This window comes from Methanolobus sp. WCC4, assembly GCF_038022665.1.
Taxonomy (GTDB): Archaea; Halobacteriota; Methanosarcinia; order Methanosarcinales; family Methanosarcinaceae; genus Methanolobus.
The window spans coordinates 1479163-1504871 of sequence record NZ_CP150629.1; the positions used below are offsets into that span (position 1 = coordinate 1479163).

24 protein-coding genes are annotated in these 25709 nt (G+C 45.3%); 17 read left to right on the forward strand and 7 right to left on the reverse strand.

Annotation, left to right across the window (positions count from 1 at the left end):
• Positions 1 to 88: 88 nt before the first annotated feature.
• From tatC to V7O63_RS07255, 13 genes are all read left to right on the forward strand, one after another.
• Entirely contained in the window at positions 89 to 823 is a 735-nt protein-coding gene (gene tatC, locus V7O63_RS07195; RefSeq protein ID WP_340817720.1) for a twin-arginine translocase subunit TatC, read from the forward strand.
• 282 nt (positions 824 to 1105) lie between these two features.
• Positions 1106 to 1285 (forward strand): twin-arginine translocase TatA/TatE family subunit, encoded by a 180-nt coding sequence (gene tatA / locus V7O63_RS07200; protein ID WP_340817721.1) that lies wholly within the window; start codon positions 1106 to 1108, stop codon positions 1283 to 1285.
• 64 nt (positions 1286 to 1349) lie between these two features.
• Positions 1350 to 2378, forward strand: coding sequence for an iron ABC transporter substrate-binding protein (locus V7O63_RS07205; RefSeq protein ID WP_340817723.1), 1029 nt, complete (start codon positions 1350 to 1352; stop codon positions 2376 to 2378).
• Between the two features lie 32 nt (positions 2379 to 2410).
• Complete coding sequence (locus V7O63_RS07210; protein ID WP_340817725.1) at positions 2411 to 4006, forward strand: iron ABC transporter permease; 1596 nt, start codon at positions 2411 to 2413, stop codon at positions 4004 to 4006.
• Positions 4007 to 4020: 14 nt separating this feature from the next.
• Positions 4021 to 5070: an ABC transporter ATP-binding protein gene (locus tag V7O63_RS07215; RefSeq protein WP_340817726.1), complete on the forward strand. Its 1050-nt coding sequence runs from the start codon at positions 4021 to 4023 to the stop codon at positions 5068 to 5070.
• 536 nt (positions 5071 to 5606) lie between these two features.
• Entirely contained in the window at positions 5607 to 6806 is a 1200-nt protein-coding gene (locus tag V7O63_RS07220) for an aldo/keto reductase (protein ID WP_340817727.1), read from the forward strand.
• A 147-nt stretch (positions 6807 to 6953) separates the two neighbouring features.
• The gene (gene larB / locus V7O63_RS07225) at positions 6954 to 7739 is read left to right on the forward strand and encodes a nickel pincer cofactor biosynthesis protein LarB (protein ID WP_340817728.1); all 786 of its coding nucleotides are present in this window, start codon (positions 6954 to 6956) and stop codon (positions 7737 to 7739) included.
• Between the two features lie 50 nt (positions 7740 to 7789).
• Positions 7790 to 8974 carry a nickel pincer cofactor biosynthesis protein LarC gene (gene larC / locus V7O63_RS07230; protein WP_340817729.1) on the forward strand — a complete coding sequence of 395 codons (1185 nt, stop codon included), beginning with the start codon at positions 7790 to 7792 and terminating at the stop codon, positions 8972 to 8974.
• Between the two features lie 67 nt (positions 8975 to 9041).
• Positions 9042 to 9938, forward strand: a complete 897-nt coding sequence (locus tag V7O63_RS07235) for an RIO1 family regulatory kinase/ATPase (RefSeq protein WP_340817730.1) — start codon at positions 9042 to 9044, stop codon at positions 9936 to 9938.
• A gap of 32 nt (positions 9939 to 9970) precedes the next feature.
• Positions 9971 to 11950, forward strand: coding sequence for a DUF460 domain-containing protein (locus V7O63_RS07240; protein ID WP_340817732.1), 1980 nt, complete (start codon positions 9971 to 9973; stop codon positions 11948 to 11950).
• A 43-nt stretch (positions 11951 to 11993) separates the two neighbouring features.
• Positions 11994 to 12614: a molybdenum cofactor guanylyltransferase gene (locus V7O63_RS07245; protein ID WP_340817733.1), complete on the forward strand. Its 621-nt coding sequence runs from the start codon at positions 11994 to 11996 to the stop codon at positions 12612 to 12614.
• Between the two features lie 24 nt (positions 12615 to 12638).
• Entirely contained in the window at positions 12639 to 13208 is a 570-nt protein-coding gene (locus tag V7O63_RS07250) for a hypothetical protein (RefSeq protein ID WP_340817734.1), read from the forward strand.
• Between the two features lie 183 nt (positions 13209 to 13391).
• Complete coding sequence (locus V7O63_RS07255; RefSeq protein WP_340817736.1) at positions 13392 to 14033, forward strand: tetratricopeptide repeat protein; 642 nt, start codon at positions 13392 to 13394, stop codon at positions 14031 to 14033.
• Between the two features lie 40 nt (positions 14034 to 14073).
• On the opposite strand, the gene V7O63_RS07260 is transcribed toward V7O63_RS07255, so the two are convergent.
• From V7O63_RS07260 to V7O63_RS07280, 5 genes are all read right to left on the reverse strand, one after another.
• Positions 14074 to 15321, reverse strand: coding sequence for an MBL fold metallo-hydrolase (locus tag V7O63_RS07260; RefSeq protein ID WP_340820819.1), 1248 nt, complete (start codon positions 15319 to 15321; stop codon positions 14074 to 14076).
• 6 nt (positions 15322 to 15327) lie between these two features.
• Entirely contained in the window at positions 15328 to 17562 is a 2235-nt protein-coding gene (locus tag V7O63_RS07265; protein WP_340817738.1) for a DNA topoisomerase I, read from the reverse strand.
• 314 nt (positions 17563 to 17876) lie between these two features.
• The gene (locus V7O63_RS07270) at positions 17877 to 18374 is read right to left on the reverse strand and encodes a ferritin-like domain-containing protein (RefSeq protein WP_340817739.1); all 498 of its coding nucleotides are present in this window, start codon (positions 18372 to 18374) and stop codon (positions 17877 to 17879) included.
• 37 nt (positions 18375 to 18411) lie between these two features.
• Positions 18412 to 19086 carry a peroxiredoxin gene (locus V7O63_RS07275; RefSeq protein ID WP_340817740.1) on the reverse strand — a complete coding sequence of 225 codons (675 nt, stop codon included), beginning with the start codon at positions 19084 to 19086 and terminating at the stop codon, positions 18412 to 18414.
• 1 nt (position 19087) lies between these two features.
• Positions 19088 to 19483, reverse strand: coding sequence for a Fur family transcriptional regulator (locus tag V7O63_RS07280; RefSeq protein ID WP_340817741.1), 396 nt, complete (start codon positions 19481 to 19483; stop codon positions 19088 to 19090).
• A gap of 247 nt (positions 19484 to 19730) precedes the next feature.
• On the opposite strand from V7O63_RS07280, the gene V7O63_RS07285 reads away from it, so the two are divergent.
• Entirely contained in the window at positions 19731 to 20504 is a 774-nt protein-coding gene (locus V7O63_RS07285; protein ID WP_340817742.1) for an exodeoxyribonuclease III, read from the forward strand.
• A gap of 59 nt (positions 20505 to 20563) precedes the next feature.
• On the opposite strand, the gene V7O63_RS07290 is transcribed toward V7O63_RS07285, so the two are convergent.
• Positions 20564 to 21016, reverse strand: coding sequence for a TIGR00725 family protein (locus V7O63_RS07290; RefSeq protein ID WP_340817743.1), 453 nt, complete (start codon positions 21014 to 21016; stop codon positions 20564 to 20566).
• Between the two features lie 32 nt (positions 21017 to 21048).
• Entirely contained in the window at positions 21049 to 21570 is a 522-nt protein-coding gene (locus V7O63_RS07295; RefSeq protein WP_340817744.1) for a DUF367 family protein, read from the reverse strand.
• A gap of 192 nt (positions 21571 to 21762) precedes the next feature.
• On the opposite strand from V7O63_RS07295, the gene minD reads away from it, so the two are divergent.
• The 3 genes from minD to V7O63_RS07310 all read left to right on the forward strand — a co-directional run bounded on the left by minD (position 21763) and on the right by V7O63_RS07310 (position 25708).
• Positions 21763 to 22563: a cell division ATPase MinD gene (gene minD / locus V7O63_RS07300; protein ID WP_340817745.1), complete on the forward strand. Its 801-nt coding sequence runs from the start codon at positions 21763 to 21765 to the stop codon at positions 22561 to 22563.
• A gap of 96 nt (positions 22564 to 22659) precedes the next feature.
• Positions 22660 to 24792: a type II/IV secretion system ATPase subunit gene (locus tag V7O63_RS07305; protein ID WP_340817746.1), complete on the forward strand. Its 2133-nt coding sequence runs from the start codon at positions 22660 to 22662 to the stop codon at positions 24790 to 24792.
• Positions 24785 to 25708: a type II secretion system F family protein gene (locus tag V7O63_RS07310; RefSeq protein WP_340817748.1), complete on the forward strand. Its 924-nt coding sequence runs from the start codon at positions 24785 to 24787 to the stop codon at positions 25706 to 25708. Before V7O63_RS07305 ends, V7O63_RS07310 begins: the two co-directional genes overlap by 8 nt.
• Position 25709 lies beyond the last annotated feature (1 nt).

The following is a 25709-nucleotide window of genomic DNA, read 5'->3' on the forward strand; positions in this document are numbered from 1 at the left end:
TCTTTTCTAGCATTTTATTCTTTTGGAAAAGGCAATATATTTCTCATCCAAATAAGTTTTAATTCATTTATTACATACAGTTAACCTGATGGTCGATACATATGACAGAATAGCAGGTGTTCCCGGAGACCTCGATACTCCACTTTCAGAGCACTTTAAAGAATTAAGTCATAGGATGATGATCGTTCTTATCGCTCTTTTTGGCATAATGATCGTTTTATACCCTTTCAGTGAAAATGTTCTTATGAGGCTGTGGGACAATTTCATACCTCAGGGTGTTGGAATGTTTGTATATTCTCCTCTTGAATGGGTAATTGCAAAGCTTAAACTCTCTCTTGTAGTTTCTATTGCGTTTGTGTTTCCTTTATTCCTGTATGAAATGTTCAAATTTGCTTCAAGGGGCTTGTATTCCAATGAAAAGAAGTTCTTCGTGACAATTGTACCGTCCTCTTTCATACTTTTCTTTTTTGGAGCCTACATATCCTATTATCTTGTTCTGCCTTTCATGTTCGATTATGTCATATTCTATTCGAATGGTGTGGCAATCTCACAGATATCTGTTCAAACCGTAATGTCATCTGTGACAACACTTATTCTGGGATTTGGTTTGATATTTCAGTTGCCACTGATCATGATCGCTGCAATAAAAATGGGGATCGTTGAGTACGAGTTCCTTAGAAAAAAGAGGATCTTTGTTTATATGACCTTACTGGGTCTTTCTGTATTCATATCCCCTGACCCTACGTTTATTGCTCAATCAATATCGGCTTTTGCCTTTGTCATATTGTTCGAGATGGGTCTTTTATTGGCAAGATGGGTTTAGTAAGACACATCAAAGAATTTAATGTCTATGTAGAAATAAATGCTATCTTAAGAGCCAAATCCTTCTTTTCTTTTTCAACAGGATCAGGGAATGGGTACGAGGATCACTAACCCAATTAGTTTTCATGACAATATATCCTCTAAACAAAACTATATATATAATTGAACACTATTTCGCATCATCAACACAAAGTAGGCACAACTAATATTATATGGGCCATAAATACCAATGGATCAAGAATGAGATAATTGATCGAATATAGCTAAAAAAGAGGAAAAACGTATGATAGGCGGAATCGGTACCACTGAACTAATTGTAATATTTGCATTGGCAGTTCTTCTGTTCGGTGCGAACAAGCTTCCTGAACTTGCTCGCTCAATGGGGACATCAATTGGAGAATTCAAAAAAGCACAAAAAGAATCAGAAAGAGCTGTAGATCGAATGGCTGATCCTGATGTTTGAGATCGTTGAATTAATAGGATCCACGACTGCTTAATTTGTATATCAAAAAACAGAGATCGATAATATGCAAAGACGTACTTTCATAAAACAAGCTGCTACTGCAGCACTCGGCATTTCAGTACTGGGAATTGCAGGAAAGATATATTCAAGTACCCAGGCGAATGCAACACAAACCTTAACAATCTATTCAGGCAGAAAAGAAGACCTTGTATCCCCACTTATCGAGAAGATCGGATTGGATATGGGAATCGATATTCAGGTAAGATATGGGAAAACAGCTGAACTGGCATCCACTATATTAGAAGAAGGAGCAAACAGTCCTGCGCACCTGTTCTTTGCTCAGGATGCCGGTGGTCTGGGAGCTCTTAGCAAGGAAGGAAGACTTCTTGGTCTGTCTCCGAGCCTTCTTGAAAAAGTTGATCCTACCTTCAGGTCCCCTAAGGACGAGTGGATAGGTATAACTGGACGTGCACGGACTGTCGACTATAATGTGGAACTTGTCGACCCCAACGAACTCCCTGATTCCATATGGGGTTTCACGGACCCCAGGTGGGGCGGAGGTAAGATCGGGTGGGCACCTACAAATGGTTCCTTCCAGTCCTTTGTCACAGCTTTGAGGGTCCTTGAAGGTGATGACAGGGCAAGGGAATGGCTTGAGGGCATACAGGCCAATGACCCCCAGGTATATCCAAAGAACACCCCTATCGTCGAGGCACTGGGCAGGGGCGAGATCCATGTTGGTTTCGTGAACAACTACTATCTCATGAGGTTCAAGTCCGATGACCCAGATTTCCCTGTGGAGCACCACTACACGAAGGGAGATGCGGGTTCCATCATCAATGTGGCCGGTGTCGGAATACTTGATACTGTGGAAGACCGGGAACTTTCAGAACAGTTCATCGAGAGACTGCTGAGCCTGGAGTCACAGCAATACTTTGCGGGTGAGACCTTTGAATATCCACTCATAAGCGGTGTGGATGTTGAAGGCGGTCAGAAACCACTCTCAGATATCAACACACCGGATATAGACCTGAGCGACCTTGATGACCTCAAGGGTACGCTGGACCTCCTGAATGAAGTGGGAGTACTCTAAGACCATTTCACTTTCGGTATGAAAGAACTATGATGAAGATCACAACCCTATTGGGCAGAAATGCCGGCCTTGACAGGATCCTTTCAGTATTCTCTTCCACAGTTGTACTATTGGTATCCATCCCTCTCTTCTATCTGGTGATAAGAACCTATGGTACAGGTCCTGAAATACTTGACATTGCTCTGGCCCCGAAGAACATTGCGATCTTTATCAACAGCATTGTCCTGGCAACCCTGGTGACCACATTCTCGGCACTGATAGCAGTTCCTCTGGCATTCCTTACTGTCAGGACTGACCTTCCATGGAAACGTTTCTGGAGTATTGCCACGGCACTCCCGCTGGTCATCCCAAGTTATGTGGGAAGTTTCGTTATCATTTCAGCCATAGGCCCAAAAGGGAGTATGATCCACAATTTGCTCAAACCACTTGGTGTGGAAGGTCTGCCTTCAATATATGGTCTTCCGGGAGCTGTGCTGGCCCTTACGCTGTTCTCTTATCCGTATATTCTCCTGACTGTACGTTCAAGTCTTCAGAACCTTGATCCATCCCTGGAGGAGGCTGCCCGCAATATGGGATGCAGCCGATGGGAGACTTTTGTGCGTGTTACTCTGCCTCATATAAAGCCCTCCATAGCTGCAGGCGGGTTGCTGGTTGCACTGTACAGTTTGAGCGACTTTGGAACTCCTTCTCTTATGAGGTTCGATTCGTTCACAAGGGCAATATTCATCCAGTATCAGTCAAGCTTTGACAGGAGCACAGCTGCTGTGCTGGCCATGATGCTGGTCTTGCTCGCATTTGTGATCCTTGTTCTGGAGTACAGGTCCAGGGCTCGTGTCAACTATCACGGAGCCAGTGCTGTTACAAAACGTCCTCTCCCGATCATAGAGCTTGGAATCTGGCGAACACCTGCACTGATATTCACATCTATTGTTGTGCTGTTTGCTCTGATAATGCCTCTCGGAGTGATCGTATACTGGCTGTTCAGAGGTTCGTTCGATCTTGACTTCCTTATGGGTCTCTTCAAGCTTTGCATGAACTCCGTATATGTATCAGGGCTTACCGCTGTGGCTGCCATAATAGCAGCCCTTCCAGTATCGATATATGCTGTACGCTATCCGCGGAAGCTAAGCAATATGCTTGAGAGGGCCACATATCTTGGTTCCGGGCTTCCGGGGGTAGTGGTAGCTCTCTCCCTTGTGTTCTTTGGAGCAAACTTTGCCACGGGTCTTTATCAGACAACAGCAATGCTCATCTTTGCCTATGTGGTGCTCTTTCTTCCAAAGGCCGTGGGAACTGTGAGGTCTTCCCTTCTTCAGGTAAATCCAAGACTGGAGGAGGCTGCCAGAAGTCTTGGAAGCGGACCGCTCGAAACCCTGGAAAAGGTGACAATTCCTCTTGTAAGGCCGGGACTTGTCAATGGAGCTGCTCTTGTGTTCCTGACCACCATGAAAGAGCTGCCTGCAACCCTTATACTCTCCCCGATAGGTTTCCAGACATTGGCGACTCGTATATGGGCGGCCACAGATGATGCATTCTATGCTGAGGCTGCGGTAATGGCGATATTCCTGATAATTGCATCAGGTCTGTCCATGTCGATAATACTCAAACAGGAAAAGGCAGCTTTTTAAAAAGGAGTTGAAAGATGATGGCATTGATCGAGATAAAAGATATTGTAAAAACATATGAAGGTTCTCCAGCTGTTGACGGAATAGGTTTCAGCATAGAAGAAGGTGAGATCTTTGCAATGCTGGGTCCAAGCGGTTGCGGTAAGACAACAACCCTTCGCCTCATCGCCGGATTTGAAAGGCCGGATGGTGGTGAGATACTTCTGGGCGGAAATATGGTTGCAGGTGTAAATACATTCGTGCCACCTGAAAAGAGAAAAGTGGGTATGGTTTTCCAGGATTATGCTCTTTTTCCCCACATATCCGTCAGGGAGAACATAGCTTTTGGTCTCAGGGACCTTGAAGGAGAAGAGAAGGATAGTGTTGTGGACAACATGCTTGAATTTGTAGGTCTTTCCGGATATGGCGGCCGTCATCCGCATAAACTTTCAGGAGGGCAGCAGCAGCGCGTGGCACTTGCAAGAGCACTGGCCCCATGTCCTCTAATGGTGGTTCTGGATGAGCCTTTCAGCAACCTTGATACTGATATGCGGACCCAGATGAGGGAAGATATGCTGAAGATACTCAGAACTTCAAATGCCACCACAATCCTTGTAACACACGATCAGGAAGAGGCTTTTTCCATGGCTGACAGGATCGCGGTGATGAATAACGGTAATATAGAGCAGATAGGTACTCCTGAGGAGATCTACCATCACCCTGCCACAAGCTTTGTAGCTGAATTTGTAGGTAAGGCGGATTTCATAGAGGGTGTCATTGAGGATGAAGGTATTCTCACCGAAATAGGGCTGTTTACAAACAAAACATCTCTGAAGAAAGGAGAACGTGTAGAACTTATGATCAGACCTGATGATATTGAGATTGTGCCTGATATCAATGGTTCGTGCATTATTAAAGAAAAGAGATTCAAAGGTTATGAGGTCCTGTACACTATTTGCCTGAAAAATGGGACAATTGTCCATTCTACCGCACCTTCATCGATCATTCAGGAAACCGGCTCAATGGTAGATATCAGAGTGAAGGTTGACCATGTGGTTGTTTTTCAGAATGGTAAGGCTGTTTTTTGAGGCTATGGATATACAAAAAGCAGTTAACTATTTTTCCATCTGGAAAAACCTGATAATTTCATTGGGCACTATCCTATAACTTTTGTTTATAACAGAATTTCGGCACTGTAGAAATCCTAGTTATCAATGAGTTTTCAGCTAGGGCCACAGATAAACACAGATACATCCATCTCTTTCGGAGTTGGATGCCTGCTGAACTTTCGTTCAGCAGGTTACGCAGATAACGGTTAGTCAAATCTGTGTTATCTGCGTGCATCTGTGGTTTATAACAAAGTAGAGTTTTTCTACAGAGCCAGAATTTCAGTACTTCGCAATTTTTTCCTTTCCTTCTTTATCTTATCGATATGCATCTACCTCGAACACTGAACTACTAATTTGACCCTTTATTTTCTTCTGAGTCATTATTTATTTTAGTTTATAACTGTGAGTGAGTGGTCAATCAAAGCAACTATATACTAGCAATCCTGTATATGACTGACTGTTCAGTCATTATTATGTTACATAACTTACTATAATTCAAATTCAGGAGAACTAAAATGTTATACAGGAAAATGCCAAAGAACGGAGACGAGCTTTCTATACTCGGTTTCGGAGCTATGCGCCTTGCCTCTAAAGAAGACGGCAGCATAGATGAAGAGAGAGCCACCAGACAGGTGCGCGATGCTATCGATCAGGGAGTGAACTATGTTGATACTGCATGGCCTTATCATATGGGAGAGAGCGAACCTTTCCTGGGTCGTGCTCTTGCTGATGGATACCGCGAGAAGGTGAAGATCGCAACAAAGCTTCCTTCCTTCCTTGTAGAAACCAGGGAGGATATGGACAGGTTCCTCAATGCCCAGCTGGAGAAACTGAACACTGACCATATAGACTACTATCTTCTCCACTACCTTGTGGGTGACCTGTGGGATGATATTGAAAAACTTGGAGTGCTTGATTTTCTTGAACAGGCCAAAGCTGACGGTCGCATCATCAACGCCGGTTTTTCCTTCCATGGTGCAAGTGAGGATTTCAATCGTATAGTGGATGCTTATGACTGGGACTTCTGCCAGATCCAGTACAACTTCCTTGATGAGAAGAACCAGGCAGGAAAAGCCGGATTGGAATATGCGGCTTCAAAAGACCTTGGTGTTATCATTATGGAACCTCTCCGTGGAGGAAACCTTACAAAGAACGTGCCGCAGGCTGTAAATGATATCTGGGATGAGGCTTCGACAAAGAGAACCCCTGCAGAATGGGCTCTGCGCTGGATATGGGACCACCCGGAGGTCACAGTGGTCCTTTCCGGTATGAATGATGAAGCACATATCGAAGAGAATCTCAGGATAGCAGGGGAAGCACATCCGAATTCCCTGACAGAAGCAGAAATACAGCTGGTAAACAGGGTAGCTGACAAGTACCGTGAACTGATGAAAGTAGGCTGTACTGGCTGCCAGTACTGTATGCCCTGTCCTGTGGGTGTGAATATCCCTCTCTGCTTCGAGGAGTACAACAACATGTACCTGGTCGATGACCCTGAAGGTGAGAAGTTCCTGTATGCCGCAAGACTTGGGGGTGTTGTAGAGTGTGGAGAACCTGCACTTGCATCCCAGTGTGTCCAGTGTGGCAAATGTCTTGAGAAATGTCCTCAGCACATTGACATACCATCTGTTCTTGGTTCCGTTGTGGAAGAAATGGAAGGTCTGGACATAGAGCAGAGGATTGCGATGGCAAAGGAGATGTTCAAACAGGTATAATTGTCTGATTTTTGCAAAATAATAAAAGAGTATGTTGTTTGGCTTATTAAACCTAAGAACCAAACAATATTTCTGTTTTATTTGATTCTCTTCAGTATCATCAGGTTCAGTTAATTATATTATGTATCCAATGCAGAAGTGAAATAAATGGATCTTAAAAGCGTACTAAACAAGCTTAAAAATAATGAGATGGACATCGAAACTGCAGAATCGGATATCCGTTCAATGGGCTATGTCCCGGTCACAGACATTGCCAAAATAGACACTTTCCGCAAGCATCGAACGGGCATAATGGAAGCCATCCTTGCAGAGGGTAAGGACCCGGCTGATGTTGTGGAAATTGCAAAAGCACAGGTTGCTGCAAGCGGGAGAGTTCTTATCACAAGGCTCAGTGAAAGTCACAGGGAAATGATCGAGGCCATGTTCCATTCCGATAAGCTTGAGTGGGACCTTCATTCAAAAGGTGTTGTGGTCCATGACGGAACTCCTGCACCAAAGACGGGTGGAGTTGTTGCGATAATCACTGCCGGAACCGCTGACATAGACGCAGCAGAAGAGGCAAGGATGGTAGCTCATGAGATGGGATGTGAGACAATAGCGATCTATGATGTAGGAGTTGCCGGTTTCCACAGGCTTGTCAATGAGATGCAGGTATTGCGGGAAAAGAAACCGGATTCAATTGTTGTGGCAGCAGGAAGGGAAGGAACTCTGCCAACTGTTGTCTCAGGTCTTGTAGATGTACCCGTTATCGGACTTCCCGTATCCACAGGCTATGGAGCCGGTGCAAAGGGTGAGGCTGCATTACTCTCGATGTTGCAGTCCTGTTCCGTGCTCTCAGTGGTGAACATCGATGCGGGATTCGTTGCCGGATCATTCGCAGCAAGGATAGCCAACAGGGTTGCTGAGGCAAGGGGTAGCAGGTCTCAGGAATAATCGCTTGTTTAATGTTTATAGTTTGAAATATACAACACGGAACTGATATCATGAAGTCCCTGATATTTGACCCCTTCTCCGGTGCAGCCGGTGATATGATTCTTGGGAGCCTTATCGACCTTGGTGCAGATGGACAGAAGATACGTGAGATGATAGAATCTGCAGTAGACGTATCTGTCTCTGTGGACCGAAAGAACAAGAAGGGTATCGATGCCACCGACGTTCACATACATGTACCACATGAGGAACACTCGCGGCATTATACTGAGCTTGTAGGTATCATCAGGTCTGCCGGTCTACCTTCACAGGTTGAGAAAAGTGCTCTTGATGTCTTTGAGATCATGGCGAGGGCGGAGTCGAAGGTCCACGGTGAATCACTGGAAACGATCCATTTCCATGAGGTAGGTCAGAATGATGCCCTTGCTGATGTTATCGGTTCATGTGCAGCAATCCATGAGATTGGGGCTGATGCCATATTCTGTACTCCTGTGAATGTAGGTGGTGGCAGGGTAAAAGCTGCGCACGGTTCAATGGCCGTACCCGCACCTGCAACCCTTGAGATATTGAGGTCAGGCAATCTCCTTTCATACGGAATGGGTGACAGGGAGTTGCTCACACCAACCGGTGCTGCATTATTGTCCTATTTTGCAAAGCCACTGGAGAACCTTCCAAAAGGAAGGGTGCTTTCAGTCGGTTACGGTGCAGGTGATGCAGATACCGAAGACCCCAATGTACTTCGCACCCTCATCATGGAAACAGCCGATGTGCTCACAAAGGACCGCATCGAGGTTCTGGAGACCAATGTGGACGATGTCACAGGTGAGGTTCTGGGTAATCTTTTCGACAAACTGCTGGCAGCAGGAGCAAGGGATGTTGCGATAACTCCCACAATTATGAAAAAGGGAAGGTCAGGCCATATCATCAAGGTCATCACAAAGGCCGAGAACAGCGAGAATGTCGCCAGAGAGATGATGAAGGAGACCGGCACCCTTGGAATACGTGTGATACCAACGGCTCATCGTTTTGTTGCAGACCGCAGGATGGATGAGGTCAGCATCTATCTCAGGGGCGAGGAGTTCACGGTTGCTGTGAAGATCGCTCAGGATAAAGCTGGCGAGATCTTGCATATGTCCGCAGAGTATGAGGATTGCCGCAAGGTTGCCGATAAGGTAGGATTGCCGCTGAAAGAGATAATCCGCCGGGTCGAGGAAGAGGCCTGGGGGAAGTTCTCATAGCTTCCCTCTATTTTTGTATAAGGTCTAACCACAAACAATCTAAACTATAGCACCAATCAGGTAGCAAATGATAGACGACGTCGTGAAGTTATTCAAAAAACTGGGCACTAAAGATCTGCGCATACTCACAGGTATCGAGATAGGCATGAAGGATTTCGAATGGGTGCCGATAGAGGAACTGATGAAGTATACGCGCCTGCCGTATTCCACTCTTGAGTACAAGCTGGGTTTGCTCATAAAGAACAACATGGTTGTCGGGGTAAAGAATCCCTATGAAGGTTATCAGATCTACTTCGATGGCTACGATGCCCTGGCTCTCAATGCATTTGTGAAGAGGGGTACTATCAGTGGCATTGGTGATGAGATAGGTGTGGGTAAGGAATCCGTGGTCCATGAGGCTGTAAAAGAGCCGGAACTTGGGTTAGGAGAACCACAGGGAGTCATTCTCAAATTCCACAGGGAAGGTCGGACCAGTTTCAAGTCTGTGAAAAGGACGCGTTCACATCTCAATGACAGGGAACACTTCTCATGGATATATGCAGCAAGACTGGCTGCAAAGCGGGAGGCTGAGATCATCAAGGAATTATATCCCGATATTTCAGTCCCGAAACTCATTGACAACAATCGTCACGCACTTGTCATGGATGTGGCAAAGGGGACCCTTCTGTACAAGACAAAGCTTGAGGCCCCTCAGTGGTTCCTTGATGAGATAATCAGGCAGATCGGTCTTGTCTATGGGAAAGGTTACATCCATTCCGATCTTAGTGAGTACAATATCTTTGTCAACGAGGATGGGGTGCAGTTCATCGACTGGCCTCAGTATGTAGAAACATCTCACCCTCATGCGGATGAGCTTCTTGAAAGGGATGTCTCAAATGTGCTCAAACACTTCAAGCGCAAATACCGTATCGATATGGATGTGGCAGACGTAGTATCCGGCATAAAAAGCGGTATGTGGTCATAGATATATCATAGAAGTGACATAGAATATATTGTATGCAAAACGGGGTTATATACGGCATCGACATAGCTAAAGGCTCTTCAAGGGCACAGGAGGCACCCCGATATGCCGTTGCCGTTCTAAAGGACGGGGAAATAAACCATTACACCATGGTCCGGCTTCACAGGATACTCCGGATGCTGAGCAATGACCGTCCTGACTACATTGCTGTTGACAATATTCTCGAGCTCGCTGCGAATAAGAAGGAGCTTATCCGTTTTCTTGAAAAGCTACCTGAGAATACGAAACTGGTACAGGTCACCGGAGGTATTCACCAGAGATCACTGGTCCGTCTTGCAAAGGAACATGGTCTTTCCTTCAACCAGTTCGACCCCGGTCAGGAAGCAGAGGCATGTGCCATCCTTGCAAGTCTTGGTGTTGGTGTTGAGGTATCACTCTTTGAGGACATAACCCGGATCAAAGTGAGCCGTGCCAGGTCCCTTGGCAGGGGTGGGTGGAGCCAGAACCGCTACCGCAGGAAGGTACATGGTGCGGTGAAGGAAAAGAGCAGGGAGGTCGAGAGCACTCTTCGCAAGTTCTCCCGTGAGACAGGCTACACCTATGCTGAACGTATCACCGAAGGTTTTGGCGGATACGTCAGGGCTGAATACACGGTGAAGGCCAGACGTGACCGTGTACCGGTAAAACCATCCTCGAATGCTGATGTGCAGGTAACGGTAAAAAGTGTGGAAAGGGACAAGATCCAGTACATCCCTCTTAAAAGACCGGGACGCAAGTACACCATCGTGGGCATCGATCCCGGTACTACTGTAGGTATAGCCATCCTCTCACTTGACGGGGAACTGCTACTTTCCGACAGCATACGTGGAATATCCCATGATGAGGTCGTCAGGATGATAGCCGAGTACGGCAAGCCTGCCATAGTTGCCACGGATGTATATCCTACTCCGTCTGCCGTGGAGAAGATCCGCCGCAGTTTCAATGCTGTTATATGGAATCCGAGGGGGGAGATCAGGGCGGAGGATAAGATAGCCCTTGCACGCAAGTTCGGATATTCCAATGATCATGAACGTGATTCTCTCACAGCGGCACTTGCCACGTATAAAGCATACAGGAACGTCTTCTCCAGGGTGGAGAAGCGCGCTCCGAAATATATGGACCTTGACAGGGTTAAGTTCCATGTCATAAACGGGGACCCGATCGACGAGGCTATTGAGAAGGTTGCGTCGGAATCTAAGATACAGGTGAAGATGAAACCGGAACCGGAGCCTGTAAAGGAAGATGTTACGGACGTGGATGAGCAGGTAAAGAAGCTGCGTGAGGAACTCTCCCAGCGTAATTCCCAGATAAAACAGCTCAAAGAGTATGTGTCAGAACTCAAGTATGAATCAGGCCAGAAGGACAGGAAGATAGAGAATCTTGAGATGCGTATCAACAAGATCAGGAATTCCACCTATAAACAGGTGAGAAGGGAAAAAGAGATGCAGATACGTGATTCTGAGATCACACGGCTGAAAAAGGAACTTGCAAAGACAAAGAAGTCCCTGCGTAACCAGCGCAAACAGAACAAGCGCCTGAAACAGATACGCAAGAAGGAAGTAAAGGGTGAGGGTCTGCCTGTGAAGGTCATATCCTCGTTCACAAGGGAGGCCATTGAACACACGAAGGAACTCTATGGTCTCAAAGAGAATGATGTGGTATATCTTGAGAATCCAAGTGGTGGTGGTCCGATAACCGCTTCACTGCTGATCGAAGCAAAGGTGAAGGCAGTGCTGATAAAGGAGGACCTTCCACATGCTGCTCTTGAGTCATTCTATGATGGTGATGTTCCTGTGTTGAAAGATATACAGGTCCATCGTGTGGGTGATCTGGCATCGGTTAACCCTGATCAACTTGAAGAGGCCATTGATAAATGGCAGGAAGAAGCTGAAGAGCGTCGCAGGGAAAAAGAACATGAACAGGTCAGGTCCATTCTCGATGAATACAGAAGTGAACGCAGAAGAGGTCTTGCATGAGGCCTGATGCCAGGTACGAAATTGATATGCGGGGTACGTTCTTATGAAAAGGACATCACTCCTGCTTGCCGGTGGTCTGGGTACCCGTCTCAACGGAAGGGAAAAGGCGCTCATGTTACATCAGGGATCGACCTTACTGGAACGTGCACTTGCGGTCCTTGATGATGTATCCGATGAGGTCATCGTGTCCCTCAGGGATGATGAACAGATACAGGATTTCTCTGATTATCTTGATGACCGTATCGTTGTCACGGATCGTGTAAGGAACGCGGGTCCTCTTGCAGGTATGCTTGCTGGTTTTGAACGAGCTTCAGGTGACTATGTATTTGCCGTGGCATGTGACATGCCTTTCCTGAACGAGCAACTCATCGACATGATGTTCAATATGGTGGGAGAACATGATGCACTGGTCCCGATAAGTGAATATGGTATGGAGGAACCACTTCATGCGATATATCGCAGGGATGTCATGCTTGAGGCGATAGAGGCTTCTCTCGGTGAAGGTCAGCGAAGTATCCGTGCACCAGTAGCATCCCTTGAGAATGTACTGTATCTTGATGCTGAAACTATCATGGCTGTAGACAAAGATCTTAAGAGTTTTGTTAACATAAATACTCCGTCAGATGTTCAAAGGATAATTAACTGGCAGTCCGATGATGGATAATTGACCTGATAGTGATGTGTCACAATGATAGACCATGGTATTGTAATAGAGAAGGCGATCTGGAGAATTGCGGATGAGTATGACCTTGATGTTGAAGCCGTGGAAAATGCTATCAATTTCTCGGAAAGACCGATCGACCTTGATACATTGGTGGGGCAGGGTATATTCTGCTTCAGGGGACCCAGTGAGAATGTCAAGTATGACAATGCTGCCCTGTGTCTTTCAAACAAGATACTTGCAAACCCGGGTGTTGCAAAGAATATCTTATCCATTCTTTGTGAGCGCATCAAAAAGTGGGACCATGAGGATATAAATGATCTTCTTTCCTTATTGAAAATGTCTATCACGATAATGGAACTGAACCCGGATGAGTATCCGGGCCTTAAAGCATGCAGTATCGACCCTGAAAAACTGCCTTCTGAAGAGATCCCTGCTGATCTGGTTAACCGGGATGACAGGTATCGTGTATGGGCCATGGACAAACAGGGGATGTGTCTTGTGGGAATAGATGCAAACGAAGTTGTTCATATCGATGACATCAGGCATGCTCTTAATGACGGGGATGTGGATGCGGGAGATATCATCCAATGTTGAGATATATAATTCATGTTCTCTAAATAATTTTATATATTATTTCTAATATGTCCATTGTACATACGAATAATTTCGATAACTTAATAAATATGTTATGTACATTTAGGTTAGAAAAAGATGGAAATATCCTGCATAGATATGACATTATGCAAAAATATTTTGATCTTGGAGTTGGTATGCTGAATGGATCCTGATACGCCGGAAGAATGGTTCAAATTAGCGTTTGATGCCGATGATCCGGAAGAGAAGATAGAATATTTCACTCTTATCTTAGAACATGAGGATCTTGACCCGGAACTATGGAGCAACGAGGCTATTGCCCTGGTATGGAATAATAAGGGCATTGCACTTTCTTTTTTAGGACTGGACGAAGAAGCGCTTGAATGCTTCAGAAGGTCCATTGAACTTTACAAAAGCGACATTGATGTATGGTGTAACATGGGTGTGGTCATGTTCAATACTGGTCGCTATGAGGATGCCATTAAATGTTATAGCACGGTTCTGACCATCGACCCCAATAATGATGATGCCTGGATCAACAAAGGGGATATCCTTGAAGTTATGGGTAAGCACAACGAAGCTATCGATTGTTATAGTAAGGTTCACAAGGAGATAGAGCTGGATAACAAGTTCGCTGTTGTGTGGCACAAGAAAGGTATCTCTTATTTTGGTCTTGGTAGATATGATGATGCAGCTAACTGTTTTAACAGGGTCCTTAAGATCGATCCCGACCATCTGGATGCGGTTGAGAAGCTGAAGGCTGCAATGGTCAGAACAACAAAAATGAATGAGGATATGAAGTATTCAGGTACTTCATACCAGTAGAAATAACCTGTATCGTAGATTATCTTTTTAGATCACATTACTATACAGTGAAACGCTCACCCAGTTCAGGAGCGTGGGCATCGACCCCGATCTCTTCTCTTATCCAGTCTGCAAATCCTTCACAGTTGTCCCCATGCATGGTGAACACACGTTCCGTTCCCCTGTCACAGAAATCCTTTACCATTTCCTTGAGCTCTTTGTCTCCTGAATGGGCAGAGAAATCATATTGTTCTATCTTTGGTTTGAGGTGCCTGATCGCTCCATCGGTTTCGATGTTGCCTGTATCCATGGCCATTCTGCCATTCGTTCCCTCAACCTGGTAACCGGTAAGTATTATCTTTGATTTGGGGTCTTTACAGAGTCTGTCTATGTAGCGGAGAACAGGTCCACCGTTAAGCATTCCCGCCGTTGTGACTATCACGGACGACTCAAGGCGAAGGCTCTCCCTTTTCCTTCCTTTCACCATTGTAGCGTTATCAAATGCTTTTTTCAGGTGTGTGGGATTACGGATATAGTCGGGATATTTTGACATGATCTTGTATGCCTGCACTCCCATGCCATCAACATATGGTCTGATCCCATGCGCATCCAGCAGCATGAGCAGTTCCTGTGTTCTACCGATCGCGAAGGCGGGAACGATGACACTGCCGCCGATGTCAAGTGTATCCATAACGGAATCTATGAATGCTTCCTCTACTTCTCTGCGTGGAGGATGTTCGTCGCCAAAATATGTGCTTTCGGTGATGAGCACATCAGAATCGGGAAACTCAACCGCACCTGATACCAGTCGTGTATCCGAGGTATTGATGTCTCCTGTATAGAAAATGCTCTTGTTCTCTTTATCCTTGATATGTATCGCTGCAGCACCTGGTATGTGTCCGGCATTGAAGAACTCAACATCATATCCACAGGCGCGGAACTCAACACCTGTATCAACCTGTTTGGTCTGGTGCGCGAACTTTGAGAGGTCGATGGAATCATATATTGGCATCTCACCCTCTCTTTCAGCTATCTTCAGAGTGTCCTTTGCCAGCATGTTTGCCATGTCGAATGTCGGGGGGGTCATGTAGACATCAGGTTCGAGGTCCATAAGGTTTGGAACTGCACCGGAGTGATCGATATGAGCGTGGGATACCAGAATTGCTTCAGGCCGTGATCCGTTCACCGGATACTTTACGTTCTCTCCCGGGGATACTCCGTAATCCATCATTATCTTCTCATCGACAAGTACTGCCGATCTTCCAACCTCTCTGCATGCACCCTTGAATTCCAGTTCCATCTTACCCATCTCCATTCAGACGATATCCGCCTGCCATGCTTTTAGTTTCTTAACAGGTATACTTGTAACTTTTGCAAGTTCCAGAGCATCTGCTTCACAAAGTTCTTCCACACTGCATATGCCTGCATCTGCCAGTTTCTCAGCAGTGACCTTTCCGATACCTGATATGTCGTTCAGGGTCTTTGGCCGTTCCTTGCCCTCATTCTGCTTCTTCCTTTCCTCTTCCTGTGTCTTCTGCCATTCAATAAAATTGCATTCAGGACATCCAAGGTTCCATGGGCGTTTGCCTGCATTGACAATGCGTATGTGATAAAGTCCGTGATCATCACATTGCTTATCCGTTACTACAACCTGACCTGAACGTGGCAGGGGTAGTGAGAAATTACAATCCGGGTAACCTTCGCATCCAATGAAACGGGAACCACGCTTGGATCTCATGACCATGAGGTTAGAACCACATTCTGTACAGGTTCCTATGATCTTATCCTCACGAAGACCGGCACGCAATGATTCACTGATGTCATCCTTGTTCTTTCCAAGTTCGGAGAAGACGAGTTCCAGCATTTCCCTTGATTCGTTCAGAACATCATCTTCAGGAATGCCTCCTTCTGCTATCCTGTCCATGTCAGCTTCAAGTTTGCTGGTCATATCAGGTTTTGATATGGTAGGTGCGAACTTCTCAAGTGTATCTACAACAGCGATCGCGGTCTTTGTTGGCTGGAGTGGGTTTCCATGCACGTATGCGCGTGAATAGAGCTTACTGATGATCTCGTGACGGGTAGCCTTTGTGCCAAGTCCCATCTCTTCCATTATCCTGATAAGCCTGCCCTGTCCGTATCTTCCGGGAGGTTGTGTTTCCTTTGCTTCTACTTCCAGCTTTGTAACATCATGTTTGTCGCCTTCCTCCATCTTTGGAAGCAACCTGTCCTCCGGTGCATTGTAGTGGTAGTACCATCTCCATCCGGGCTCTACGAGCCTTGCACCGCTGGCCTTGAACTCCTCCCCTTTGATATCGAACTTGGACCGGATGGTCTCCCATTTTGCAGGGTCTGCAAAGGTTGCGAAGAAACGTCTTACAACCATCTCATAGAGTTTCCATTCCTGCTCGTTCATCTCGGTCTTCTTAGCAAGGGATGCCGGGAAGATAGGAGGGTGATCCGTGGTCTCTTTCTTACCTCTGGTAGGAACAAGTTCCTCTTTCTCCAGCAGTTTAAGCGCATACTGCTTGAAGGCACCGGTCTTGAAGATCTCTATCTGTGCCCTCAGGTCGATACTTTCGGGATAGACTGTGTTATCGGTTCTCGGGTATGAGATAAAACCGTTCGTATAAAGGGTCTCAGCGATCCTCATTGCATTGGCAGCCGTAAAGCCAATGGAACTGGCAGCGCTGATAAACTCGGTGGTGTTAAAAGGAGTTGGTGGTTTGTCGGTCTTCTCGGAGGTCTTGAGTTCCGTTACCAGAGCCTCATCGCCCACAGCTATCCTTTCCATAGCTGAATCTACTTCATCCTTTTCCCAGAAACGTTTGGTACGGTGCTCGACCTTGAACTCCTCTCCTGTTCCGCTCTTCAGCATTGCCGAGAGTTCCCAGTAGGGCCTCGGGATAAAGGCATCTCTCTCCTTCTCACGCTCTACTATAAGGGCAAGTGTCGGTGACTGCACCCTGCCCACTGACAGGAACATCTTTCCAAGACGTCCTGCGGCGAGGGAGATGTAACGGGTAAGTGACGCACCCCATACAAGGTCTATGACCTGCCTTGAATGTCCTGCATCCGCCAGATCGAAGTCGACATTGGAAGGATTTGAGAATGCTTCATTGATGGCCTTTGGTGTGATCGCACTGTAATGTACACGATCGAATGGCACATCAGGGTTCACTCCCCTGATGATATCAAGGGCTTCAACGCCTATTAGCTCTCCTTCTCTGTCGTAGTCAGTTGCAATGGTTACTTTAGCGGCTTCTTTCCCAAGCTTCTTTAAGGCAGCTACTATCTTGACCTGGGTCGAGGATGTGATGATCTCTGCACCTATGAGTTCGTTTGCCTCTACCTTCTGCCAGTTGTTATATGCCTTTGGAAAATCGAGCTTTACTATGTGTCCGCTAAGGCCGATGAATACTTTTCTCTCCTCACCTGATCCGTCTTCGTAAGTGTCTACTCCACTTACGCGAACCTGCTTTGGTTTTTTGGGAGTCAGGATTGCCGCTATCCTTTTTGCTGCAATATGTTTCTCTGCTATGATGAGATGCATGTTATCTCCGTATGTCTTGAATGGTGCAATATAATGATAAAATGTTCATTTGATGCTATACTTTTGATAAAAGATCTTTATTTTTACAGGGTTATTTAATGATTAAATCTAACAAACATCCTTGTAAATATATCTATCGCAGAAACAATTGATCAGATGGCCCTGCAATTATGCAAAAACAAGCAACGAATTGCATCTCTGGTAACTAATGAATAAAAATGAGAGTAATAATTCAAAAAAGTAGATGAAACATTTCCTGTTCCCACCACCAGGAAAGAACAGGAAATGCCCAATCCCACCCATATGAAAGAAGGTTAGTCCTTTCTTTGCATAAGTTCGATATCTTCCATGACTGCCTGAAGGTCATCCTCGTGCTCGATCTCATCCGTGAGGATCTGTAACACTATCTCGTAGGTTACAGGGTCTTTATCCTTGACCTTTTCAAGGATGTTGTTGTAGACCTGGATGGCACATTGCTCTCCCTTGATGTTCTGCTCAAGGATCTTCTTTACAAATGGATCATCAGGTGCTTCATATCCACAGTTTGTGACATCGTACCATTCCTGGGGAGAGAGTACAGGTGTTCCGCCAAGCTGTAAGATCCTGTTAGCTACCATGTCTGCATGACGAAGCTCATCATTTGCATGCTCTATAAGTTCAGCTACGGCAGCTTCCCTCATAGGACCTTTGACAACCTTTGCACCGACCCAGTACTGGTAGTATGCTAACCATTCATCTGCAAGTGCTTTGTTCAATAAGTCTATCAGTTCGTTGACATCTAACCCTAATATTTCCACGCCTTTTGTTCCCATAATAGGTCACCTATGGATTATATCTTTGCATTTGTACTTAAGACTGTTTCTTGAGGCACATGAACCAGTCGAGGCAGTACTTTCCTTCCTCTTCGGTCTCGACCCTTTCCTTTGCAGATCCGCATGATCCTGGAGGTGGGATTATGACATCATCGCCTGGTTGCCAGTTGGCAGGTGTTGCGATGTTCTCAGCATCGGATTTCTGCATTGCAAGGATAAGTCTCTTGATCTCATCCATGTTCCTTCCGTTGGAAAGTGGATAGTAGACGATGGCTCTTATCTTTGCTTTTGGGTCCATGATGAAAACCGCTCTGACAGCCTGTGTTGTGGAGGCATTTGGCTGTACCATACCGAACTTCTTTGCAACTTCCATCTTAAGGTCTGCAATGACCGGGAAGGTCACCTCAACGTCCTTCATTCCATTGTACTCGATCTTCTCTTTGATCGTCCTGAGCCATGCAATATGTGCATAGATACTGTCAATGGAAAGACCGATCAGCTCTGTGTTCAATTCCCTGAACTCTTCCTGCATGCTGGCAAATGTCATGAACTCTGTTGTACATACAGGTGTGAAGTCTGCAGGGTGGCTGAAAAGAATTACCCACTTCCCCTTGTAATCTTTAGGAAAATTGATCTCCCCGGCAGTTGTCTCTGCTTTAAATGACGGTGCATCGTCGCCGATAAGTGGCATCGTTACAATTTCTTCTTCCATATTACTCCTTCTCCATACATTTCTTGCAGATCCCGTAAAAATTGGTATCTGCTGATTCTATTTTGAATCCGTCTATCTCTTTTGCTATTTTCATAGCATATTCATAGAGCTCTTCAGATTCGTAGTCTTTCATTTCTCCGCATTCAAGGCACATTGTGTGGTGGTGAGGTATCAAATTGGATTCGAACCTCGAAACACCTTTAACATTGACTTCCTTGATCAGGCCTTTTTCAGACAAAAACTTCAGATTGTTATACACAGTAGCTTTACTGATACGGGTAAGTTTTTGTCTTACTCCCTCAAAGACATCATCTACAGTGGGATGACCATCAAATTCCTTAAGGAAATCCAGGATCTCTATCCGCTGGTTCGTATATTTGATGTCTGCTCTTTTCATACTTGTCTCACCTTCCGACCATTATATTTGAATGGTTTTCATGTAAGAACATATTCTAAATAATAATTATTATTATTTAAGTTTTGTTCTCAAATGATATTTGTGTTTAATAATAATCTCTAATATTATACATCATATACATATATTACGTGATCAGGCAGAGGTAAACGGATACAAAATAGATGTCAGGCAAGATACTTATCAGATAAGCTCTCAAATACTGCTCAGTACTTGAGGTGGCATAAGAATGAGCAGGATCAAAATTGTTTCATGGAATGTGAATGGCATCAGGGCAGCCCATAAAAAAGGTTTCCTTGACTGGTTCAATGAGGAAAGGCCGGACATACTCTGTATTCAGGAGACCAAGGCCAGAAGGGAACAACTCCCGGAAGAGCTTCTTGAGATCGATGGCTATTACAATTATTTTGCCTCTGCGGAGAAAAAAGGTTACAGCGGTGTTGCACTTTATACCAACAAAGAACCTGTTGACATCAAATGCGGCTTTGGTATCGACAAGTTCGACAGCGAAGGAAGGACCCAGATCGCAGACTTCGGGGATTTCGTACTCTATAATATATACTTCCCCAACGGCAAGGCATCAGCTGAAAGACTTGCCTACAAGATGGAGTTCTATGACGCTTTTCTTGAACATGCCAATACCCTCAGGTCCCGAGGCAAGAAGATCATTGTCTGCGGGGATGTGAACACTGCTCATAAAGAGATCGATCTCGCCCGGCCAAAGGAGAATGAGAAGATATCAGGTTTCCTTCCCCAGGAGCGTGCATGGATCGACAAGCTCCTTGATAATGGTTATGTGGATACTTTCAGGATGTTCAACACCGAACCTGAGAACTATACCTGGTGGAGTATGAGGACAAGGGCAAGGGAAAGGAATGTGGGCTGGAGGATCGACTACTTCTTTGCAAGTGATGATATCACGGATAATGTAAAGGATTCATTCATCCTGCCGGAAGTAATGGGTTCGGATCACTGTCCTCTGGGCATCGACCTTGAGATATGATCTTAGAATTGGGATATTGGTAGAAGCAGGAACAGATGATCAGAATAGTTGATGTTCTTTCATCGGCTGATGCTGTCAATTGCGATCTTGACGGCTTCTTGAGGGTTATTCGCTTTGATGGTGCCCTCTATTTCCCATTTTGAATCCAGTGTCACTACGGTCTTACCCATTTTCAGGGAGTGTGCTATCTCTGAGAGCGTTCCGTACTCTCCTCCAATGGCTATCAGGGCATCTGATGAGCGTGCTATTATGACATTTCTCGCATGTCCCATTTCGGTCACAACTGCTATGTCTATGTAAGGGTTAGCGCTTTTATGACTGTCTCCGGGAAGTATGCCTATGGTGGTACCTTTTTCACTTTTAGCACCGGCAGCGACTGCTTCCATCACTCCTCCAAGTCCGCCACAAAATAATATTGCTCCACTCCTTGCGATCCCGGCCCCGGTCTCATATGCTTTCCTTCGCAGTTCCTCATCACAGGAACCTGCACCTATCACTCCGATCTGTATCATATTATGTGATCCTGAAAGTTGATGATATTGGTTTACATGTATTCGCTCTGTATCCTAAGGATATCCTTGCTATCTTTAGCCTGTGAATACTCTTCCAGAGGCTCATGGTTGAGTTCAAGGAATGTGTGTCCCCAGTTGAACTTTGACATTATCCTCTCTGCCTGTTCCTTATTCCCGAGGATGTAAAGGGATGCTGCAAAGGCTTCTACAGATGTGAGTTTGAACGGTCTTCCGAAGTTCACCGGATTTGCAGCTACAAGGTAGGGCAATGCACGGTGTTCAAGTCTCATCCTGAGAAGTTGTGGGAACACCCTTTCAACCTCTTCCCATGAACAGTCAAGGACAGTAATGCCTTTTTTAGCACTATCTGCAGGTGACAGGGCCTTCTCTGCCATTGGGTCCAGAAGTATGGATCTTGAAGGTATCCTTTCTATTTTCTCTGAAAGGTTCACAAGTCCGAAACGCGCCATTTTCTTGCCAGTACATTTTTTCGGGTCACATTGTTTTGCGTGATACAGGAAGAGTTTGATATCCTTTTGTTCGACAGGTGCCATGTGTCATGATGGACCTTGATCCTATATATCGCTAATTGAAGCACAGGATAAATTAATCACAAGATAATATAGATATGTATTTATATTTTTAAGTGATATTTACTTTAGTGTATACTTTAGGTGACATTGGATCGTTCTTCGATCCTAACCGAAATTACTAGAAATCACTATCATCAATAAGAGAGGCATTTTATGACAGCAACGATCTTTACTATTGTTTCAGGGAAGGGTGGTGTCGGTACAACTACAGCTGCTATTAATCTTAGCGCTGCGATTGCGGGGTTTGCAAAAAAGACCCTTATAATCGATGCTGATATCGGAATGCCCACTATCGGGTTAATGTTGGGACTGGACACATCAAAGGCAACTCTGCATGACGTTCTTGCAGGTACTGCCGATTTAAAGGATGCAATATATGATGGTCCGAACAACATGCATGTTCTTCCGGGAAGTATTTCCCTTCATAGTTTCCTGAATGCTGATACAGATCCCATCAGTGAGATCATTGATGGTCTAAAAGACAAATATGATTTCATTGTTATCGATTCTCCTACAGGGATAAACAAGAATTCCCTATTCGCTATCTCTCTTGCAGACGAACTGATCCAGGTGGTAAATCCAGATATTGCATCCCTTGCCGGTGCAATGAAGATAAAGACCATCTCGGATAACATGGGTAAACAGTTCCGTGGGATCTTCCTTAACAGGACTGGTGTGACCCCCAACGAGCTTAGTAAGGAAAGGGTCGAGACAGCTCTTGGCCTTAAGATATTGGGGGAGATACAGGAAGAGAACAATGTGAAGAATTCACTGGCCTTCAAAGCACCTGTGGTGGTAAAATATCCGGGTTCAAGCGCATCTGTCGGTTTTAACAAGGAAGCAGCAGAGATCGCTGGTATCAAAGTACCTGCAGCTGTTAATGAGGATGCAGAAAAGAAAGAGAAGAAGGAAAAGAAGAGCCGGAAGTTCTCCTTATCGAAGAGCAAGAGCTGAGACTTAGCGGATATATGAAAAACTGTGAACTAAGAACTGTGAACTAAGTGTTTAAAAGAAGATAATAATGACCACTAATATCGGGGTTGGTAATAATTGAATGATATTTCAGGTGACCGAACTGAAGATAAAGATGAGGAAAACGGCCTTCCTGATGAAACGGTATCAACAGAGGAGGAAATAACCGTTTCTGAAATGGAAGATGAACCCCTTTTACAGTCCGAAGTATCAATTGATGAAGGAACAGAAGAAGGGTCAGGAGAAACAGTATCCGTCTTTTCAGAAGAAGATGTGATCGATCTTGCGGATGTTTCTGTAGAGGATGCTTTTATTGAAGACATTAATGAAGTACAGGCCGATCTGTCAGATGAACCGCTCGATGAGGATGAGTTCAGTATGCTGGATGACATCCTTGCTGTTGACCAGGATAATCTTATAAATGAACTTGCAGACCTTATCCTTCCTGACGCGGAACCTGTGAGCATCGAAAGTCTGAAGAGCAAGGTCAATGAGGTACCTGTCTCTTCTTATGATGATGTTGTACCTCCTGAGATAGAGTCTGTCTGGGAGGCAGCGATAGCTGAGATATTCGAGATCGAACCTGTAGAAGAGGAATTGATCGTAGATGAGGAGGAAACCGAGTCTATCATTGACCGCGTAAGCAAACTGTTTGCAAGGAAGCAGATCAACCTTGATCCCTATAACGTAGTGGAACACGGTCCTATAGTCGATCTCACAATGCCTGTTGACAGTCCTTACAAGGAGGTCGAACTGTATGAGGTGAATCCTCTATATGCCTATATAAGAATAGCATATGATCCGGAAGCCCATGAGTTCCAGTATCAGGCCATTGAACCTGTCCTTTCGGAAAAGGAGCAGGAACTTCTTGATGCTATCAAGATCAAGTTCATCGAGACCCTTGATATAAATCTTAAAGAGGTATCACGTGAGAATGCGGAAGAATACCTTAAATTCAATGCGATCGAGTACCTTAAAGAGTACCAGATAGATATCTCTCCCCGTAAACGTGAGAGAATACTGTACCACATCATCCGTGATTTTGTGGGCTATGGTGCTATAGATGTACTCATGAGGGATCCATATATTGAAGATGTCTCATGTGATGGTCCTAACACACCGGTGTACATTTACCACAAAGAGTACAATTCAATTCCTTCTAACATCAATTTCGAATCAGATGATATACTTGACTCAGCTGCCATCAGGATCGCGCAGATATGTGGCAGGCATATATCGGTAGCACATCCATTATTGGATGCTACAATGCCGGATGGTTCCCGTATACAGATGACGCTGGGAAGGGAGATAACCACTCGTGGAACTACCTTCACCATAAGAAGGTTCAAGGATAATCCGATAACCCCTACCAACCTCATCGATTTCCATACGTTCTCAACCGCAATGATGGCATACCTGTGGCTTGCTGTTGATTCAAGCAAGAGTCTTGTCTTTGCAGGAGGTACTGCTTCAGGTAAGACAACAGCAATGAATGCTGTTTCACTTTTCATCCAGCCGGAAATGAAGATCGTTTCCATCGAGGATACAAGGGAACTCAACCTTACTCACCCTAACTGGATCCCTGGTGTGACCAGGCAGGCTTTCTCAGGTGAGGAAAAAGGTTCTATTGAGATGTATGAACTCCTGAGGGCTTCATTGAGGCAAAGACCTGAATACATCCTTGTGGGCGAGGTTCGTGGTGCTGAAGCCTATGTACTGTTCCAGGCAATGTCAACAGGTCACACTACATTCTCTACAATGCATGCTGATTCCGTTCAGTCAGTGGTACACAGGCTGGAGAATCCTCCTATCAATGTACCAAGGATTATGATTCAGGCTCTTGATCTTGTTTCTATACAGGTTCAGGTCAAGGTCGGTGAAGAGCGTGTCAGGCGTTGTAAGACACTCACCGAGATAGTAGGAGTTGATCCAAGGACAGGTGAACTTCTTACAAATGATGTTTTCTCCTGGGATGCTGCCAGGGATATGTTCCAGTATTCAGGCAGGTCATATGTGATAGAAAGTGTCATGGAAAGTCGTGGCTGGACCGAAGAAAGGGTCCGTGACGAGTTGAAACGACGTCAGGATATCCTTGAATGGGCTCGTGATAAGCACATCACGCATTTCAATGATTTCACGAAGATCGTTGTGGCCTATAACCGTGAACCGGAAATGGTAATGAAACTTGTAAGGCAGGAATTGCATGACTAATGTTTATCAGGTGTTCGCTTACAATCTGTTTGGCAAATACTATGAGAGAAGGAGGGTCGAATTCTTCGGTCTTCGTCATAGTCTCCTGAGGAACAGGATGGATACGTCATATGACGTTTACATGGCCAGTGCCCTTTTAAGTTCAATACTGAGTGCTGTAGGTGCTTCATTCTTTATTTCATTGATACTTGTTGTAATGGGTGTCCCTGAGATAAAAGCGTCAAGAATAATGCTTCCTTTATGGTTCGAGCCGCTGGTCCAGTACAAATCGATGATAGTAGGCCCTTTTCTTGTTCTGCTGTTCACGGCACTTGTTTTCATCTGTGTGTACAAGGTGTTCCAGATCTACCCTTCTATAATGTCAGGTGACAGGAAAAGACGTATCGACACAATGCTTCCGTATGCTGTGAACTATATGTCCGCAATGTCAGGTGCAGGTGTACTTCCGGTAGATCTCTTCAGGTCCCTTGCTAATAATGATATCTATGGTGAGGTCTCAGTTGAATGCCGTTATCTGGTACGTGACCTTGAGGTCCTGGGCCAGGATCTTGTAACTGCAATGAAGAACCTTGCGACAACGACCCCTTCCCCTACACTACAGGAGTTCCTGCAGGGTGCTATCACTGTGGTCACATCGGGGGGACAGCTTGAGCCATATTTCCAGATCAAGACAGAGCAATATATAGCGGAGAACCGTCAGAACCAGAAGGAATTCCTAGAGACACTGGGTCTTCTTGGTGAGACCTATGTGACCGCCTTTGTTGCCGGTCCTCTTTTCCTTGTGGTCGTAATATCCATCATGTCGATAATGGGTAACGCGCAGATGGTCTTCCTTTACATCATTATCTATGCATTGATACCGATCGGCAGTATCATGTATGTAGTTCTTATCAGTATGATGACCCCGGAGGCCTGAA

Excerpts from the sequence above, each read along its gene's own strand:
- tatC (WP_340817720.1), top strand. The coding sequence starts at position 89 with ATGGTCGATACATATGACAGAATAGCAGGTGTTCCCGGAGACCTCGAT.
- tatA (WP_340817721.1), top strand. The coding sequence starts at position 1,106 with ATGATAGGCGGAATCGGTACCACTGAACTAATTGTAATATTTGCATTG.
- V7O63_RS07205 (WP_340817723.1), top strand. The coding sequence starts at position 1,350 with ATGCAAAGACGTACTTTCATAAAACAAGCTGCTACTGCAGCACTCGGC.
- V7O63_RS07210 (WP_340817725.1), top strand. The coding sequence starts at position 2,411 with ATGAAGATCACAACCCTATTGGGCAGAAATGCCGGCCTTGACAGGATC.
- V7O63_RS07215 (WP_340817726.1), top strand. The coding sequence starts at position 4,021 with ATGATGGCATTGATCGAGATAAAAGATATTGTAAAAACATATGAAGGT.
- V7O63_RS07220 (WP_340817727.1), top strand. The coding sequence starts at position 5,607 with ATGTTATACAGGAAAATGCCAAAGAACGGAGACGAGCTTTCTATACTC.
- larB (WP_340817728.1), top strand. The coding sequence starts at position 6,954 with ATGGATCTTAAAAGCGTACTAAACAAGCTTAAAAATAATGAGATGGAC.
- larC (WP_340817729.1), top strand. The coding sequence starts at position 7,790 with ATGAAGTCCCTGATATTTGACCCCTTCTCCGGTGCAGCCGGTGATATG.
- V7O63_RS07235 (WP_340817730.1), top strand. The coding sequence starts at position 9,042 with ATGATAGACGACGTCGTGAAGTTATTCAAAAAACTGGGCACTAAAGAT.
- V7O63_RS07240 (WP_340817732.1), top strand. The coding sequence starts at position 9,971 with ATGCAAAACGGGGTTATATACGGCATCGACATAGCTAAAGGCTCTTCA.
- V7O63_RS07245 (WP_340817733.1), top strand. The coding sequence starts at position 11,994 with ATGAAAAGGACATCACTCCTGCTTGCCGGTGGTCTGGGTACCCGTCTC.
- V7O63_RS07250 (WP_340817734.1), top strand. The coding sequence starts at position 12,639 with ATGATAGACCATGGTATTGTAATAGAGAAGGCGATCTGGAGAATTGCG.
- V7O63_RS07255 (WP_340817736.1), top strand. The coding sequence starts at position 13,392 with ATGGATCCTGATACGCCGGAAGAATGGTTCAAATTAGCGTTTGATGCC.
- V7O63_RS07260 (WP_340820819.1), bottom strand. The coding sequence starts at position 15,321 with ATGGGTAAGATGGAACTGGAATTCAAGGGTGCATGCAGAGAGGTTGGA.
- V7O63_RS07265 (WP_340817738.1), bottom strand. The coding sequence starts at position 17,562 with ATGCATCTCATCATAGCAGAGAAACATATTGCAGCAAAAAGGATAGCG.
- V7O63_RS07270 (WP_340817739.1), bottom strand. The coding sequence starts at position 18,374 with ATGGGAACAAAAGGCGTGGAAATATTAGGGTTAGATGTCAACGAACTG.
- V7O63_RS07275 (WP_340817740.1), bottom strand. The coding sequence starts at position 19,086 with ATGGAAGAAGAAATTGTAACGATGCCACTTATCGGCGACGATGCACCG.
- V7O63_RS07280 (WP_340817741.1), bottom strand. The coding sequence starts at position 19,483 with ATGAAAAGAGCAGACATCAAATATACGAACCAGCGGATAGAGATCCTG.
- V7O63_RS07285 (WP_340817742.1), top strand. The coding sequence starts at position 19,731 with ATGAGCAGGATCAAAATTGTTTCATGGAATGTGAATGGCATCAGGGCA.
- V7O63_RS07290 (WP_340817743.1), bottom strand. The coding sequence starts at position 21,016 with ATGATACAGATCGGAGTGATAGGTGCAGGTTCCTGTGATGAGGAACTG.
- V7O63_RS07295 (WP_340817744.1), bottom strand. The coding sequence starts at position 21,570 with ATGGCACCTGTCGAACAAAAGGATATCAAACTCTTCCTGTATCACGCA.
- minD (WP_340817745.1), top strand. The coding sequence starts at position 21,763 with ATGACAGCAACGATCTTTACTATTGTTTCAGGGAAGGGTGGTGTCGGT.
- V7O63_RS07310 (WP_340817748.1), top strand. The coding sequence starts at position 24,785 with ATGACTAATGTTTATCAGGTGTTCGCTTACAATCTGTTTGGCAAATAC.